Source organism: Streptomyces sp. NBC_01506 (assembly GCF_045040295.1).
Lineage (GTDB): Bacteria > Actinomycetota > Actinomycetes > Streptomycetales > Streptomycetaceae > Streptomyces.
In genome coordinates, this window is record NZ_CP109422.1 from 3,250,462 (window position 1) to 3,265,735 (window position 15,274).

The following is a 15,274-nucleotide window of genomic DNA, read 5'->3' on the forward strand; positions in this document are numbered from 1 at the left end:
CGCTCGTCAGTCCTCCGGCTTGGGCCGTCTCGTCAGGAGCCACGGCTCCACGACGCCCAGCCCGCGCACCGGGCGCTGCCACATCGGCTGTATGGCGAAGCGGTACGAGTGCGGCTCCTCGCCCGCCTTCTCGGCGCTCGCCGCCTCCTCCGCCGCCTCGGCCTCGGAGGCCGGGGTGTCCCCGGTGCGGATCAGCTCCTCCGCGAGCGCGCCGTCGACCAGGACGGCGTCCTTGGGCGCTATCGAGGTGAGCCGGCTCGCGAGATTCACCGTGTTGCCGAAGACGTCGCCCATCCGAGTGGTGACGGTGCCGAACGCGATCCCGACGCGCAGCGCGGGCATCGACTCGTCGTGCGTCATGGTCTCGATGAGCCGCAGCGCGATCTCCGCGGCCGTGCCCGCGTCGTCGGCGGCGTACAGGACCTCGTCGCCGAGGGTCTTGATGAGCCGGCCGCCGTGCGCGGCGACGAGGTCGGCGCAGGTCGTCTCGAACGCCTCGACCAGCTCCCCCAGCTCCTCCTCCTCCAGGCGGCGGGTCAGCCGGGTGAAACCGACGAGATCGGCGAAGCCGACGGCGAGACGGCGGTCGACCATCTCCTCGTCGTCGGCGGCCTGGACGACACGTCCGGTGGCGGCGGCGAGCTGGCGCCGCCACACGTACACCAGGAACTCCTCCAGCTCCGGGAGCAACAGCTCGACCAGGGGGTACGTGACCTCGGTCCGCGTCATCCCCGGCTCGGGCGGCTCCGTGAGACCGGCGAGGAAGGAATCGATCTGCCACTCCGCCAGGCGGGCGGTGGTCTGCCCCGTCGACCGGGCGACCTGGATCGCCATCGGCTCGCTCAGCAGCCCGGCCTCGACAAGACCGGCGAGCCGGCGCAGCGCGAGGACGTCGGCCTCGGTGAGGGCCCGCGCCTGGCCGATGTCCGCGAAGCCCATGGCCCGCCAGAAGCGGGACGCGAGATCCATCGACACACCTGCGGTGCGGGCGGCCTGGAAGGGGGTGTAGCGGCGCTCGGCGCCGAGGATCAACTGTTCGAGCCGGATGGCGAGGGGGTCGTCGGTGGGCTCGGCCGTGTGGTCGACGGCGTGGTGCGGGGTGGGGTGACCGGAGGAGTCCGACGGAGGCTTCTCGTCCCCACCGGAGGTCGTGTCGTCGACCGTCACCAGCCGCCTCCTGCCCGTTCCCTGCGCACTGCCCTGCCGATCTGTCGTGGATCGCCTCAACGATACGGCAGGTCGGGGCCGCGGGGGTGCCGTCCGGCGGGGTGGCTGGGTTGCGTTTGCCGGGTGCGCCCCGGTGGTCGTTGTCCTCAAGCGCCGGACGGGCTTGGTGGTTGCGGTCTCGTTGCCGGGGGCGGGGTGCGGGCCCTGCGGGTGGGTATGTCCGGACGGCATGATTTACGCCGCGTGCAGGGCTCGTTGGTCTCGACGGGACCGGCATGTCCACGCGACACAAATCAGCCTGAGTGTCCGAACACACCCACCCTCCGACCCCGCCCCCCTCCACGCCGCCCCGACCCGCAGTTCAGACAAACCCCACCCCCTGCGGGTTGAAGGGGGACGCGCAGGGGTCGTGTCCGGACACTAAAGCGTGATTTGTGGCGCAACCCGGACCGGTGCTTTCCCAGGACCGTTGGGCGCCGTAAATCATGCCGTCCGGGCATGACCCCGGAGCGGCCCCCGGCCACCACCGCAACCACCAAGCCCGTCCGGCGCTTGAGGACAACGACCACCGGCCCGCACCCGGCAAACGCAACCCCGGCCCGCTACCCCGCCCGCACATGCACCACATCCCCCGCGCCCACAGACTCCCGCCCACCCCCCTCCGTCGCGACCACCAGCCGCCCGTCCCCGTCGATCGCCACCGCGTCCCCCACCAGTTGCCGCTCCCCCGGCAGTTCCACCCGCACCGCCCGCCCCAGCGTCGCGCAGCCCGCCACGTACGCCTCCTGGAGGCCCGACGCGGCCGGGTCCCCGCCGGCGTCCCGCCACGCCCCGTACCACCGCTCCAGGCCGCGCAGCACCGCCCGCAGCAGCGGATCGCGGTCGAGGGACACCGCGTTCGCGAGCGCGAGCGACCCCGCGCCGGGGACGGGCAGCTCCGACTCGGTGAGGGAGACGTTCAGCCCGATGCCGACGACGACCGCGTCGTCACCCGCCCGCTCCGCGAGGATCCCCCCCGCTTTACGCTCCTCCTTGCCCGCCGCGCCGCCCACCGTCACCAACAGGTCGTTCGGCCACTTCAGCGCCGTGTCCACGCCCGCCGCGCGCGCGACGGCCGTCGCCACCGCGACCCCGGTGAGCAGCGGCAGCCACCCCCAGCGCTCGACGGGTACGTCAGGTCCCGGCCGCAGCAGTACGGAGAGGAACAGCCCGGACCGCGCGGGCGCCGACCAGGCGCGGTCGAGGCGACCGCGCCCCCGCGTCTGCTCCTCCGCGACGAGCACCGCGCCCTCCGGGAGCGTGCCGGCGCGGGCCGCGAGGTCGGAGTTGGTGGATCCCGTCGCCGTGACGACGTCGAGCGACGTCCACAGGCGGCCCGGCACGATCAGCCCGCGCCGTAGCGCGGTGGTGTTCAGCGGCGGGCGTTCGAGGTCGGTCCAGCGGCTGCCCGCGGCATTCTGCTCGGTCATGCGCGCAAGCGTAGGTGTGGTCAACGACGCACTGCCGATCGCCGGGCCCGCCGATACGCTACGGATCGGTAGCCACACGTCAAGCCGCCGAGCCAGACAAAAGACAGGCAGGGAGCCGCATCCCCATGTCCGAGCCGGAAATCGCCAGCGGAACAGAGCACAGCCACACGACCGCGGGCAAGATCGCGGACCTCCAGCGCCGTATCGAGGAGGCCACGCACGCGGGCTCCGCGCGGGCGGTGGAGAAGCAGCACGCCAAGGGCAAACTGACGGCCCGCGAGCGGATCGACCTTCTTATGGACGAGGGGTCGTTCGTCGAGCTGGACGAGTTCGCGCGGCACCGCTCCACCAATTTCGGCATCGAGAAGAACCGTCCGTACGGAGACGGTGTCGTGACCGGTTACGGCACGGTCGACGGCCGCCCGGTCTGTGTCTACTCGCAGGACTTCACGATCTTCGGCGGTTCACTCGGCGAGGTCTACGGCGAGAAGATCGTCAAGGTCATGGACTTCGCGCTGAAGACCGGCTGCCCGGTCATCGGTATCAACGACGGCGGCGGCGCCCGTATCCAGGAGGGTGTGGTCGCGCTCGGGCTGTTCGCCGAGATCTTCCGGCGCAATGTGCACGCGTCGGGTGTCGTCCCGCAGATCAGCCTCATCGTCGGCCCCTGCGCGGGCGGCGCCGTGTACTCGCCGGCGATCACCGACTTCACGGTGATGGTGGACCAGACCTCGCACATGTTCATCACCGGCCCCGACGTCATCAAGACGGTCACCGGTGAGGACGTCGGCTTCGAGGAGCTGGGCGGGGCGCGTACGCACAACACGACGTCGGGCGTCGCGCACCATATGGCCGGTGACGAGAAGGACGCCGTGGAGTACGTGAAGTCGCTGCTGTCGTATCTGCCGTCGAACAATCTCTCCGAGCCGCCCGCCTTCCCGGAGGTGGCCGAACTGGAGCCCACCGCCGAGGACTTGGAGCTGGACACACTCATCCCGGACTCGGCGAACCAGCCGTACGACATGCACACCGCCGTCGAGCATGTGCTGGACGACGCCGAATTCCTGGAGACGCAGGCGCTGTTCGCGCCGAACATCATCACCGGATTCGGCCGGGTCGAGGGCTATCCGGTCGGCATCGTGGCCAACCAGCCGATGAGGTTCGCGGGTTGTCTGGACATCGACGCGTCGGAAAAGGCGGCGCGGTTCGTGCGTACCTGCGACGCGTTCAACGTCCCGGTCATCACCTTCGTGGACGTGCCGGGCTTCCTGCCGGGTGTCGACCAGGAGTACGGCGGCATCATCCGGCGCGGCGCCAAGCTGATCTACGCGTACGCGGAGGCGACGGTCCCGCTGATCACGGTGATCACCCGCAAGGCGTTCGGCGGCGCGTACGACGTGATGGGCTCCAAGCATCTGGGCGCCGACCTCAATCTGGCCTGGCCGACGGCGCAGATCGCGGTGATGGGCGCGCAGGGCGCGGTGAACATCCTGCACCGGCGTACGATCGCCGCCGCCGAGGACCAGGAGGCGACGCGGGCCGCTCTGATCGCGGAGTACGAGGACGCGCTGCTGAATCCGTACGTCGCGGCCGAACGCGGCTACGTCGACGCGGTCATCATGCCGTCCCAGACGCGGGCGCATCTGGTGAAGGGCCTGCGGCAGTTGCGTACGAAGCGGGAGAGCCTGCCGCCGAAGAAGCACGGCAACATCCCCCTTTAGCCCGCCAGCGATGCAGCAGGAGGCCGGAATGATCAAGGTCGTACGAGGCAATCCGACTCCGGAGGAGCTGGCCGCCGCGCTCGCGGTGGTCAGGGCGCGCGCGGCGGCCGGGCCCGAGCCCGCGCCCGGCGCCGCGCCACCCCCGCCGGGCTGGTCCGACCCGGCCCGGATAGCCCGCGGCGAGATCCGCCGTCCGGGTCCGCGGGCGTGGGCGCGTACGTACTGGCCGGGTTAGGCCGGGTCTGACAAATCCCGCCTGGCGCGTGGCGGTTGGGCGGCGGCTTGAGTACGGGTACTCAGGCGTCCGGGCCGCCGCGCCCGCAGGATCGAACGCATGCTGTGGTCCGATCCTGAGAACGAACCTCCCAAGGACATGCGGGACATGCAGGCGATGATGCGCCGCGCGGGGGTCGTTCTCGCGCTGGCGATGGTGCTCGCGATGATCGTCGCCGGGGTTCGCTAGGGGGTGTCCGCGAAGTCCCGCCTGGCGGCTGTCGTCACAGCTCCGCGCGTGCGGTGGGCGCCTGACCCGCGAGCGCCACACCACCAGCTCGGCTCCGTCCTCTTCATCTTCGCTGGTGGCGTGGGCTTTCGTCGCCGAAGGCCGGCAGCGCCAAGGAGGGCGGTAGCTTCTCGCTCAGCGCCTGGTAGGAAGGACCGACTCCACCACATCACGGTCTTCGAGGACCGTGCGGAGCCGCCCCTCGGCGGGGGGCGCCGGGGGCAGCGGCGGTGCTTCGAGCGGGGCGATCAGCCGTTGCGCGAACGCCGGATCCGCGTCGAGGGCGTCCCGCAGCGTTGTCTGGAGCCTGTCTGCCGCCGTCGAGTCGTCAGGGGCCTGGTCCAGCCCCGTAAGAGCCGCCCGCCCTGCTCCGAGTCGCCCAGCCGGAGCGCCCGGCGGGAAATGAAGGGCGCTCGGGACGACGGCTACCCTGCTCGTCATGACCGATCAGCGCCGCCGCCTCGTCCTCGCCTCCGCGTCCCCCGCCCGTCTCGCACTGCTCCGGCAGGCCGGTCTCGCGCCCGAAGTGATCGTCAGTGGCGTCGACGAGGACGCGATCTCCGCCGCCACACCCGCCGACCTGGCGCGGGTGCTCGCCGAGGCCAAGGCCGCGGCAGTGGCGGCTCTGCCGGAGGCCGCCGGCGCGCTGGTCGTGGGCTGTGACTCGGTGCTGGAGCTGGACGGCGAGGCACACGGCAAGCCCGACGACGCCGAGGCCGCCACCGCCCGCTGGAAGGCGATGCGCGGCCGGTCGGGCGTGCTGCGGACGGGGCACTGCGTGATCGACACGGTGAGCGGGCGCGGTGTGTCCGGGACCGGTTCGACCACGGTGCGGTTCGGCGAGCCGACGGACGCGGAGATCGCCGCGTACGTCGCGACGGGGGAACCGCTGTACGTGGCGGGGGCGTTCACGCTGGACGGTCGTTCGGCGCCGTTCGTCGACGCGATCGACGGCAACCACGGGAATGTGCTGGGGCTGTCGATGCCGATGCTGCGCGAGCTGCTGGCCGAGCACGGCGTCGCGATCACCGATCTGTGGGCGTGAACGCCGAACAGGAGAGCGTTCAGGCGGCGGAGGGGCCGGCCTCGGCCGGCCCGCGGGAAGGGGTGCTCTCCTCGTACTCGCCGTACGCCACCAGCGTCAGCACGATCAGCCCCAGCACCACCATCATGACCACGAACGCCGTCCACCCCACCAGCCCCACCGCCAGCGCGCCGAGCACCCCGTGCAGCACGGCACAACCGATCAAAGCGAACCGCGCGACGCGGCCGAACCCCCGGTCCGTGAACGCCGCGCGCCCCACCAGGGCCGCGCACACGATCAGATAGAGACCGAGGGCGCCGCCCGCCGCCCAGGCTCCGTTGGACATGGCGTCCGGGTCGAGTCCGGCGAGTGACATCTGCTGGTTGTCGACGACGGTGGCCATCAGACCGTTGACGAAAACGAAGCCGGCCGCCTCCGCGAGCAGCACGATCGCGGCCACCCATGCCACCGGTCTGCGCGCCATGACACCCACCCTCTTCCGCTGTTACCCCAAGTACGTCCGGCACCGGGAAGGCTACTAACCGGTAAACCCCCGGACAAGGGCCCGGACAGCGGCAAAGAATCCGACACCCGTTAGTGGGAACTCCACAAAGATTCGAGAGACGCGCCGGGGCGCCCAGACAGAGACCTTGACCACACACGGCGTTTACTGTGCGGCTATGAGTCCCGGCGTACCCTGACGTCACAAGGGATTTCGCGACTTGAGCGGGCCTCGAATCACACTCCGTGTGGGCAAGCTCACCATTGGGGACGGGTCGATCGGTCGTGTCGGCAGTCCCTAAACTCAGCTTGTTTCCAGGAGGGAGCCATCGTGCGCAAGGTGCTCATCGCCAATCGTGGCGAAATCGCTGTCCGTGTTGCTCGTGCGTGCCGGGACGCCGGGATCGGCTCGGTGGCTGTGTACGCCGATCCGGACCGCGACGCGTCACATGTGCGGGCGGCCGACGAGGCGTTCGCGCTGGGTGGTGACACTCCCGCCGCCAGCTATCTCGACATGGGCAAGGTCCTCCAGGCGGCCAAGGACTCCGGCGCCGACGCGATCCACCCCGGCTACGGATTCCTGTCGGAGAACGCGGAGTTCGCGCAGGCGGTGCTGGACGCGGGGCTGACCTGGATCGGGCCGCCGCCGCAGGCGATCCGCGATCTGGGTGACAAGGTCGCCGCGCGGCACATCGCCCAGCGCGCCGGCGCCCCGCTGGTCGCGGGCACCCCCGACCCGGTCTCCGGCGCGGACGAAGTGGTCGCGTTCGCGCGCGAGCACGGCCTGCCGATCGCGATCAAGGCCGCCTTCGGTGGCGGCGGGCGCGGTCTGAAGGTCGCGCGCACGCTGGAGGAGGTCCCCGAGCTGTACGACTCCGCCGTGCGCGAGGCGGTCGCGGCGTTCGGCCGCGGCGAGTGCTTCGTCGAGCGCTATCTCGACAAGCCGCGCCATGTGGAGACACAGTGCCTGGCCGACACCCACGGCAATGTGGTCGTCGTCTCCACCCGTGACTGCTCCCTCCAGCGCCGCCACCAGAAGCTGGTGGAGGAGGCCCCGGCGCCGTTCCTGTCCCCGGCGCAGAACGAGAAGCTGTACGCGGCCTCGAAGGCGATCCTCAAGGAAGCCGGCTATGTCGGCGCCGGCACGGTCGAGTTCCTGGTCGGGACGGACGGCACGATCTCCTTCCTGGAGGTCAACACCCGCCTCCAGGTGGAACACCCGGTCACCGAGGAAGTCACCGGTATCGACCTCGTACGGGAAATGTTCCGCATCGCCGACGGCGAGGAGCTGGGTTACGACGACCCGCCGGTGCGCGGTCACTCGATCGAGTTCCGTATCAACGGTGAGGACCCCGGCCGCGGCTTCCTGCCCGCCCCCGGCACCGTCACCCTCTTCCGGCCCCCGACCGGCCCCGGCGTACGGCTGGACGCGGGCGTGGAGACGGGCTCGGTCATCGGCCCCGCCTGGGACTCCCTCCTCGCCAAGCTGATCATCACGGGCGCCACCCGCGAGCAGGCGCTCCAGCGCGCCGCGCGTGCGCTGGACGAGTTCCAGGTCGAGGGCATGGCGACCGCGATCCCGTTCCACCGCGCCGTCGTGGTCGACCCGGCGTTCACCGCCGACCCGTTCACGATCCACACGCGCTGGATCGAGACCGAGTTCGTCAACACCATCCCGGCCTTCACCACCCCCGCCGACGCGGACACCGACGACGAGGCCGGCCGCGAGACCGTCGTGGTCGAGGTCGGCGGCAAGCGCCTGGAGGTCTCGCTGCCCTCCAGCCTCGGGATGAGCCTGGCCCGCACGGGCCTGGCCGCCGGCGCCCGTCCCAAGCGCCGCGCCGCGAAGAAGACCGGCTCGGCGGCGACCGGTGACACCCTGGCCTCGCCGATGCAGGGCACGATCGTGAAGGTGGCGGTCGAGGAGGGCCAGCAGGTCAGCGAGGGCGACCTCGTGGTCGTCCTGGAAGCGATGAAGATGGAACAGCCCCTCAACGCCCACCGCTCGGGCACGATCAAGGGCCTGACCGCCGAGATCGGCGCGTCACTGACCTCGGGCGCCACGATCTGCGAGATCAAGGACTGAGGACCGACCGGCTGACCGGCTGACCGGCTGACCGGCTGACCGGCTGACGACAGTCGTACGGCGAAGGCCCCGCCGGGCACCACACCCGGCGGGGCCTTCGCCGTCCGCCGGTGGCGGGTTCGGCCGGGGACCAGGACCGGCGGTCCGATCCACGGCCCCGCGCCCGGTGGCATCCTGGAGCAGCGGGCAGGGGCCGTGCCATGGCCCCGCCACCTGGCCCGTAGCGACAGGAAGGACCGTGATGGCGAGCAGCAGCGGTGCCCGTACGCCGAGTCGGGGCATGCGCGCCGACGCGCGGCGGAACTACGAGCGGGTGCTCGGCGAAGCCCGTACCGCGTTCGGCGAGCACGGCACCGACGCCTCGCTGGAGGATGTCGCGCGCCGCGCCGGGGTCGGCATCGGCACGCTGTACCGGCACTTCCCCACCCGGCAGGCCCTGATGAACGCGGTCTTCCAGGACTCGCTCGCCGATCTGCTGGACCGCTCGCGCGAACTCGCCGACTCCGAGCAGCCCTGCCGGGCGCTGGTGGCCTGGCTGCGCGCGCTCATCGCTCACGCGGGCGAGTACCGCGGCCTCGCCCGCGCGCTCATGTCGGCCTCGCACGACGCGAGTTCGGCCCTGACGCAGTGCAGCGCGGGGCTCCGGTCGGCGGGCGAACTGCTGCTCGTACGGGCGCAGGTGAGCGGCTCCGTACGGGCGGACACGTCCATCGACGATCTGATGCAGCTCACGAACGCCATCGCGCTCGCCGCCGAACAGACGCCGGACGACCCGGAGTTGGCCGACCGGCTTCTGACGTTGACGCTGACCGGTCTGAAAGCGCCCCAGTAGGGCCTGTCCTCAGCGGCCCGGCCCCTCAGCGGCGGCGCAGGTCCGCGACCCGGGCGCGCTCCCCCGGCTGCTCGGCGAGCGACCCGGCCGACGACGCGGACGCGCTGCGCAGCGACTGCGGTCCCGGTCCGGCGCCCGCGTGGGTACGGCGCTGGCCCGGCAGTGCGGTGTCCCGTCGGGGCCGGCTCCCCGGCGGGACCGCGTCACCGCCGTTTCCCGCTCCCGCCGCCCCGCCCGCCACCGTGATCTGTACGCCCTGGTCGGCGAGGGCCTGGAGTTCGGTCCCCGCGCGGTCGTCGTGCGCGGGCGGGTCGTCGGTGACCAGCCGGGTGATGACGTCCGTGGGCACCGTCTGGAACATGGTGTCGGTGCCCAGCTTGGTGTGGTCGGCGAGCACCACGACCTCCGCCGCCGCCTGCACCAGCGCGCGGTCGACGCTGGCCGAGAGCATGTTGGAGGTGGACAGGCCGCGCTCGGCGGTGAGCCCGCTCCCGGACAGGAACGCGCGGGAGACCCGTAGCCCCTGGAGCGACTGCTCGGCACCGCTGCCGACCAGCGCGTAGTTGGAACCGCGCAGGGTGCCGCCGGTCATGACGACCTCGACCCGGTTGGCATGGGCCAACGCCTGTGCGACCAGCAGGGAGTTGGTGACGACGGTCAGTCCGGGGATCCGCGCGAGCCGGCGGGCCAGCTCCTGCGTGGTCGTACCGGCGCCGACCACCACGGCTTCGCCTTCTTCGACGAGGCTCGCGGCGAGATCGGCGATGGCCGTCTTCTCCGCCGTGGCGAGATGGGATTTTTGCGGAAAGCCGGATTCTCGCGTGAATCCGCCCGGCAGTACCGCACCGCCGTGCCGGCGGTCGAGGAGTCCTTCGGCCTCCAGCGCCCGCACGTCCCGCCGTACGGTCACTTCGGAGGTCTGGACGACGCGGGCGAGCTCACGGAGCGACACGGCTCCGTTGGCGCGCACCATTTCAAGGATTAACTGGCGACGTTCTGCAGCGAACACGAAACTGACAGTAACCCCAACGGCCGTCGGCTTTCAGCGCTTCACGCCGAAATGCGGAAGGTGTACGTACGGGGCGGCGCCAAGTGGTATAGGAGCGCGGGCCCGTGGCCCGCGCACGCCCATGACCTGGGTCATACACCCACGACCTGGGTCATGACCCGGCTCAGCCCTCGTCCTCGCTCTTACGGCTGTGCAACTGCCGTGCCACCTCGGCGATCGAGCCCGACAGAGAGGGGTACACGGTGAAGGCGTTTGCGATCTGTTCGACGGTCATATTGTTGTCGACCGCGATCGAGATCGGGTGAATCAGTTCGCTGGCGCGCGGCGCCACGACCACCCCGCCGACGACGATCCCGGTGCCCGGCCGGCACAGGATCTTGACGAATCCGTCCCTGATGCCCTGCATCTTGGCGCGCGGATTGCGCAGCAGCGGCAGCTTGACGACCCGCGCGTCGATCCTGCCGCTGTCGATGTCCGACTGGCTGTAGCCGACGGTCGCGATCTCCGGGTCGGTGAAGACGTTGGACGAGACGGTCTTGAGGTTGAGCGGGGCCACCGCGTCGCCGAGGAAGTGGTACATCGCGATACGGCCCTGCATCGCGGCCACCGAGGCGAGCGCGAAGACGCCGGTCACGTCGCCCGCCGCGTAGACGCCGGGCGCGGACGTACGCGACACCCGGTCGGTCCAGATGTGGCCCGAGTCCTTGACCCGGACCCCGGCCTCCTCCAGGCCCATGCCCTCGGCGTTGGGGATCGCGCCGACCGCCATCAGACAGTGCGTGCCGGAGATGACCCGGCCGTCCGCGAGGGTCACCTCGACGCGGTCGCCGACGCGCTTGGCGGACGAGGCGCGGGAGCGCGACATCACGTTCATGCCGCGCCGCCGGAAGACGTCTTCCAGTACGGCGGCGGCGTCGGGGTCCTCGCCGGGCAGCACCCGGTCGCGCGACGAGACGAGCGTGACGCGGGAGCCGAGCGCCTGGTAGGCGCCGGCGAACTCGGCGCCGGTGACACCGGATCCGACCACGATCAGCTCTTCGGGCAGCTCATCGAGGTCGTACACCTGCGTCCAGGTCAGGATGCGCTCGCCGTCCGGGAGCGCGTCGGGGATCTCGCGCGGGTGCGCGCCCGTCGCGATCAGCACGGCGTCGGCGGTCAGCGACTCCTCGGAGCCGTCGGCCGAGGTCACGATCACCTGGCGGGAGCCGTCGGTCGCCTGCCTGCCGTCGAGCCGGCCCCGGCCGCGCAGCACGCGGGCACCGGCCCGGGTGACGGACGCGGTGATGTCGTGGGACTGGGCGAGCGCGAGGCGCTTCACGCGCCGGTTGACCTTGCCGAGGTCCACACCGACGACGCGGGCGGCCTGTTCGAGGGGTGGGGTGTCGTCGGCGACGATGATGCCCAGCTCCTCGTAGGAGGAGTCGAAGGTGGTCATCACCTCGGCCGTCGCGATGAGGGTCTTGGACGGCACGCAGTCGGTGAGTACCGAGGCCCCGCCGAGGCCGTCGCAGTCCACGACGCTCACCTCGGCGCCGAGCTGTGCGGCCACCAGGGCCGCCTCGTATCCGCCGGGTCCGCCGCCGATGATCACGATCCGGGTCACGAAAAAGTCCGCCTCGCGTATGTCGACCCGACCCGTCTGCCGTCCCGGCCGGGAGTCCGGGGAGCCCCCGGAGGATGCAGTACGTACGCCATTGTCCCGCACTCATCAAGCGGCTTCGCCCCGGGTCCCTCCGGGCGGCCCGGCCGGGGCTCCGGGGACCGGCCCTCGCACCGCGCGCACGGGATTCGCCGGGCACGCGCGTCCCTCCCGTACCCTCGTCCCCATGTCGCTCTACGCCGCGTACGCCGGCAACCTCGACGCGCGGCTGATGTCCCGCCGCGCCCCGCACTCCCCGCTGCGCGGCACCGGCTGGCTCAACGGCTGGCGGCTCACCTTCGGTGGGGAGCAGATGGGCTGGGAGGGTGCGCTGGTCACCCTCGTGGAGGCACCGCGCTCACAGGTGTTCGTGGCGCTCTACGACATCGCGCCGATGGACGAGGACTCGATGGACCGCTGGGAGGGCGTCGGTCTCGACATATACCGGCGGATGCGGGTGCGCGTGGACACGCTGGACGGCAAGGAGCCGGCCTGGCTGTACGTCCTGAACGGGTACGAGGGCGGGCTGCCCTCCGCGCGCTATCTCGGTGAGTTGGCGGAGGCGGCGGAATCGGCCGGTGCGCCGCACGACTATGTGATGGAACTGCGAAAGCGCGCGTGCTGAACGGGCACGGTCTCCGTATGGAGAAGCCCGTCACAGGCGGCTGACCCGCGCGTTCGTCGGAAACGACAACACAACGATCCGAAGACCGTACGCTCGATCATCTACGCGCGTAGGGCCGGAGCGGTTACCCTCTTCCGCGTGAACGCATCTGTTATCCCGGCCACGGCCGACGGATCCGCCGACCCCCACGCCGCCGCCTCCGCCGCCGCGGTGCGCCTGCGCGAACTCACCGGCGCCGAGACCCATGACGTCGCCCTGGTGATGGGCTCCGGCTGGGCACCCGCCGTCGCCGCGCTGGGAGCACCCGAGGCCGAATTCCCGGTGACCGAGCTGCCGGGCTTCCCCCCGCCGGTCGTCGCCGGCCACGGCGGGACGATCCGCTCCTACGCGATCGCCGACAAGCGCGCGCTGGTCTTCCTGGGCCGTACGCACTACTACGAAGGCCGCGGCGTCGCGGCAGTCGCGCACGGCGTCCGTACGGCGGTCGCCGCCGGGTGCAAGACCGTCGTCCTGACGAACGGCTGCGGCGGGCTGCGCGAGGGCATGCGCCCGGGGCAGCCCGTGCTGATCAGCGACCACATCAATCTGACGGCCGCCTCGCCGATCGTCGGCGCGAACTTCGTGGACCTCACGGACCTGTACTCGCCTCGGCTGCGCGCGCTGTGCAAGGAGGTGGACCCGGCCCTCGAAGAGGGCGTGTACGTCCAGTTCCCCGGCCCGCACTACGAGACGCCCGCCGAGATCAACATGGTCCGGGTGATGGGCGGCGACCTCGTCGGCATGTCCACCGTGCTGGAGGCCATCGCGGCGCGCGAGGCGGGCGCCGAGGTGCTGGGCATCTCGCTGGTGACGAACCTGGCGGCGGGCCTGTCGGGCGAGCCGCTGAACCACGAGGAAGTCCTCCAGGCGGGCCGGGATTCGGCCACCCAGATGGGCGCCCTGCTGGCGCGGGTGCTCGAGCGCATCTGAGCGCTCGCCGTACTCGCCGTACTCGCCGTATTGACCTCCGAACGGCCCCGGGAAGGGAAACGCACAGTGCAGCAGGAGCAGGAGCAGGACCTCATCGCGCGGGCCGAGGCGTGGCTGGCCGAGGACCCGGACAGCGACACCCGCGACGAACTGCGGGCGCTCCTTGACTCCGGCGATCCGGTCGCGCTCGCCGAACGGTTCGACGGCACGCTCCAGTTCGGCACGGCCGGGCTCCGGGGCGAGCTGGGCGCCGGGCCGATGCGGATGAACCGGTCGGTGGTCATCCGCGCCGCCGCCGGGCTCGCGGCGTACCTCAAGGCCACGGGCCAGGGGGGCGGCCTCGTCGTCGTCGGCTACGACGCCCGCCACAAATCGGCCGACTTCGCGCGCGACACCGCCGCGGTGATGACCGGGGCGGGGCTGCGCGCCGCCGTACTGCCGCGTCCGCTGCCGACGCCCCTGCTGGCGTTCGCCATACGGCATCTGGGCGCCGTGGCCGGGGTGGAGGTCACCGCCAGTCACAACCCGCCCCGGGACAACGGCTACAAGGTCTACCTCGGCGACGGCTCCCAGATCGTGCCTCCCATGGACGGCGAGATCGCGGCCGAGATCGACGCGGTGGGCCCGCTCGATGCGGTGCCGCGCCCCGAGGACGGCTGGGACATCCTCGGGGACGAGGTGCTGAACGCGTATCTGGAGCGCACGGACGCCGTTCTGAGCGCCGGATCGCCCCGTACGGCACGCGTGGTCCACACGGCGCTGCACGGGGTCGGTACGGAGATGCTGAACGCCGCGTTCGCGCGGGCCGGGTTCCCGGCGCCCGTACCGGTGGCCGAACAGGCCGACCCCGACCCGGACTTCCCCACCGTCGCCTTCCCCAACCCGGAGGAGCCGGGCGCGATGGACCTGGCCTTCGCGACGGCCCGGCGCGCCGCCCCCGACATCGTCATCGCCAACGACCCGGACGCCGACCGCTGCGCGGTGGCCGTCCCGGACGCGGACGCCGAGAGCGGCTGGCGGATGCTGCGCGGCGACGAGGTGGGCGCGCTGCTGGCGGCGCACCTGGTGAACAAGGGCGCGACGGGCGTGTTCGCGGAGTCGATCGTGTCGTCGTCACTGCTCGGGCGGATCGCGGAGGCGGCGGGGGTCGGTTACGAGGAGACGCTGACCGGCTTCAAGTGGATCGCCCGCGTCGAGGGCCTGCGGTACGGCTACGAGGAAGCCCTCGGCTACTGCGTGGACCCCGACGGCGTACGCGACAAGGACGGCATCACGGCGGCGCTGCTCGTGGCGGAGCTGGCGTCGGAGCTGAAGGAGCGGGGCCGGGGCCTGACGGACCTGCTGGACGACCTGGCGCTCGCGCACGGCCTGCACGCGACGGACCAGCTCTCGGCGCGCGTGAAGGACCTGTCGCTGATCACGCGGGCGATGGACCGCCTGCGCGACCACCCGCCGACGGCCCTCGCGGGTCTGACGGTCACGTCGGCCGAGGACCTGTCGTCCGGCGCGTCGGGCCTCCCGCCGACAGACGGCCTGCGCTACCACCTGGCCGGCGCGTACCGCGCCCGGGTGATCGTCCGCCCGAGCGGCACGGAACCGAAGCTCAAGTGCTACCTGGAGGCGGTAATCCCGGTCGCGGACGCCACCGACCTCCCGTCGGCCCGGTCCCGGGGAGCGGAGCTGCTGACGTCCCTGAAGCGGGACCTGGCGGAGGCGGCGGGCATCTGAAC

At 71.7% G+C, this 15,274-nt stretch carries 15 protein-coding genes; 9 read left to right on the forward strand and 6 right to left on the reverse strand.

Translation table 11 applies throughout. The annotated features are described in order from the left end of the window. Nucleotides 1-6: 6 nt before the first annotated feature. Both OG329_RS13965 and OG329_RS13970 read right to left on the reverse strand, forming a co-directional pair. On the reverse strand, nt 7-1,167 hold the full coding sequence (locus OG329_RS13965) for an adenylate/guanylate cyclase domain-containing protein (RefSeq protein ID WP_405795334.1): 1,161 nt from the start codon (nt 1,165-1,167) through the stop codon (nt 7-9). A gap of 602 nt (nt 1,168-1,769) precedes the next feature. Beyond that, entirely contained in the window at nt 1,770-2,636 is an 867-nt protein-coding gene (locus OG329_RS13970) for a biotin--[acetyl-CoA-carboxylase] ligase (protein ID WP_405795335.1), read from the reverse strand. Nucleotides 2,637-2,761: 125 nt separating this feature from the next. Between OG329_RS13970 and OG329_RS13975 the strand changes: the two genes are divergently transcribed. From OG329_RS13975 to mmpB, 3 genes are all read left to right on the forward strand, one after another. After that, nucleotides 2,762-4,357: an acyl-CoA carboxylase subunit beta gene (locus tag OG329_RS13975; RefSeq protein ID WP_405795337.1), complete on the forward strand. Its 1,596-nt coding sequence runs from the start codon at nt 2,762-2,764 to the stop codon at nt 4,355-4,357. A gap of 28 nt (nt 4,358-4,385) precedes the next feature. Next, entirely contained in the window at nt 4,386-4,592 is a 207-nt protein-coding gene (locus tag OG329_RS13980; protein WP_405801822.1) for an acyl-CoA carboxylase epsilon subunit, read from the forward strand. A gap of 99 nt (nt 4,593-4,691) precedes the next feature. Further along, nucleotides 4,692-4,820: a morphogenic membrane protein MmpB gene (gene mmpB / locus OG329_RS13985; protein WP_405795338.1), complete on the forward strand. Its 129-nt coding sequence runs from the start codon at nt 4,692-4,694 to the stop codon at nt 4,818-4,820. Between the two features lie 174 nt (nt 4,821-4,994). On the opposite strand, the gene OG329_RS13990 is transcribed toward mmpB, so the two are convergent. Continuing rightward, complete coding sequence (locus OG329_RS13990) at nt 4,995-5,300, reverse strand: hypothetical protein (protein WP_405795339.1); 306 nt, start codon at nt 5,298-5,300, stop codon at nt 4,995-4,997. On the opposite strand from OG329_RS13990, the gene OG329_RS13995 reads away from it, so the two are divergent. Next, on the forward strand, nt 5,299-5,904 hold the full coding sequence (locus tag OG329_RS13995; protein WP_405795341.1) for a Maf family protein: 606 nt from the start codon (nt 5,299-5,301) through the stop codon (nt 5,902-5,904). The two genes, OG329_RS13990 and OG329_RS13995, sit on opposite strands and share 2 nt — an antisense overlap. 19 nt (nt 5,905-5,923) lie before the next feature. Here the strand turns inward: OG329_RS13995 and OG329_RS14000 are convergent, their stop codons facing one another. Further along, nucleotides 5,924-6,367: a hypothetical protein gene (locus OG329_RS14000; RefSeq protein WP_405795343.1), complete on the reverse strand. Its 444-nt coding sequence runs from the start codon at nt 6,365-6,367 to the stop codon at nt 5,924-5,926. A 348-nt stretch (nt 6,368-6,715) separates the two neighbouring features. Between OG329_RS14000 and OG329_RS14005 the strand changes: the two genes are divergently transcribed. Then, nucleotides 6,716-8,470, forward strand: coding sequence for an acetyl/propionyl/methylcrotonyl-CoA carboxylase subunit alpha (locus OG329_RS14005; protein WP_405795345.1), 1,755 nt, complete (start codon nt 6,716-6,718; stop codon nt 8,468-8,470). A gap of 241 nt (nt 8,471-8,711) precedes the next feature. Beyond that, nucleotides 8,712-9,302 (forward strand): TetR/AcrR family transcriptional regulator, encoded by a 591-nt coding sequence (locus OG329_RS14010; protein WP_405795346.1) that lies wholly within the window; start codon nt 8,712-8,714, stop codon nt 9,300-9,302. Nucleotides 9,303-9,327: 25 nt separating this feature from the next. Here the strand turns inward: OG329_RS14010 and OG329_RS14015 are convergent, their stop codons facing one another. Both OG329_RS14015 and OG329_RS14020 read right to left on the reverse strand, forming a co-directional pair. Continuing rightward, entirely contained in the window at nt 9,328-10,275 is a 948-nt protein-coding gene (locus tag OG329_RS14015; protein WP_405795347.1) for a DeoR/GlpR family DNA-binding transcription regulator, read from the reverse strand. A 199-nt stretch (nt 10,276-10,474) separates the two neighbouring features. Further along, the gene (locus OG329_RS14020) at nt 10,475-11,914 is read right to left on the reverse strand and encodes an NAD(P)H-quinone dehydrogenase (RefSeq protein WP_405795348.1); all 1,440 of its coding nucleotides are present in this window, start codon (nt 11,912-11,914) and stop codon (nt 10,475-10,477) included. A gap of 223 nt (nt 11,915-12,137) precedes the next feature. On the opposite strand from OG329_RS14020, the gene OG329_RS14025 reads away from it, so the two are divergent. From OG329_RS14025 to OG329_RS14035, 3 genes are all read left to right on the forward strand, one after another. Then, complete coding sequence (locus OG329_RS14025) at nt 12,138-12,575, forward strand: gamma-glutamylcyclotransferase (protein WP_031229841.1); 438 nt, start codon at nt 12,138-12,140, stop codon at nt 12,573-12,575. Nucleotides 12,576-12,713: 138 nt separating this feature from the next. Further along, nucleotides 12,714-13,544: a purine-nucleoside phosphorylase gene (locus OG329_RS14030; RefSeq protein ID WP_405795349.1), complete on the forward strand. Its 831-nt coding sequence runs from the start codon at nt 12,714-12,716 to the stop codon at nt 13,542-13,544. 66 nt (nt 13,545-13,610) lie between these two features. Continuing rightward, nucleotides 13,611-15,272, forward strand: coding sequence for a phospho-sugar mutase (locus OG329_RS14035; RefSeq protein WP_405795350.1), 1,662 nt, complete (start codon nt 13,611-13,613; stop codon nt 15,270-15,272). Nucleotides 15,273-15,274 lie beyond the last annotated feature (2 nt).

Excerpts from the sequence above, each read along its gene's own strand:
- OG329_RS13970 (WP_405795335.1), bottom strand. The coding sequence starts at position 2,636 with ATGACCGAGCAGAATGCCGCGGGCAGCCGCTGGACCGACCTCGAACGC.
- OG329_RS13990 (WP_405795339.1), bottom strand. The coding sequence starts at position 5,300 with ATGACGAGCAGGGTAGCCGTCGTCCCGAGCGCCCTTCATTTCCCGCCG.
- OG329_RS14015 (WP_405795347.1), bottom strand. The coding sequence starts at position 10,275 with ATGGTGCGCGCCAACGGAGCCGTGTCGCTCCGTGAGCTCGCCCGCGTC.
- OG329_RS14025 (WP_031229841.1), top strand. The coding sequence starts at position 12,138 with ATGTCGCTCTACGCCGCGTACGCCGGCAACCTCGACGCGCGGCTGATG.
- OG329_RS14000 (WP_405795343.1), bottom strand. The coding sequence starts at position 6,367 with ATGGCGCGCAGACCGGTGGCATGGGTGGCCGCGATCGTGCTGCTCGCG.
- mmpB (WP_405795338.1), top strand. The coding sequence starts at position 4,692 with ATGCTGTGGTCCGATCCTGAGAACGAACCTCCCAAGGACATGCGGGAC.
- OG329_RS13995 (WP_405795341.1), top strand. The coding sequence starts at position 5,299 with ATGACCGATCAGCGCCGCCGCCTCGTCCTCGCCTCCGCGTCCCCCGCC.
- OG329_RS14010 (WP_405795346.1), top strand. The coding sequence starts at position 8,712 with ATGGCGAGCAGCAGCGGTGCCCGTACGCCGAGTCGGGGCATGCGCGCC.
- OG329_RS13980 (WP_405801822.1), top strand. The coding sequence starts at position 4,386 with ATGATCAAGGTCGTACGAGGCAATCCGACTCCGGAGGAGCTGGCCGCC.
- OG329_RS13975 (WP_405795337.1), top strand. The coding sequence starts at position 2,762 with ATGTCCGAGCCGGAAATCGCCAGCGGAACAGAGCACAGCCACACGACC.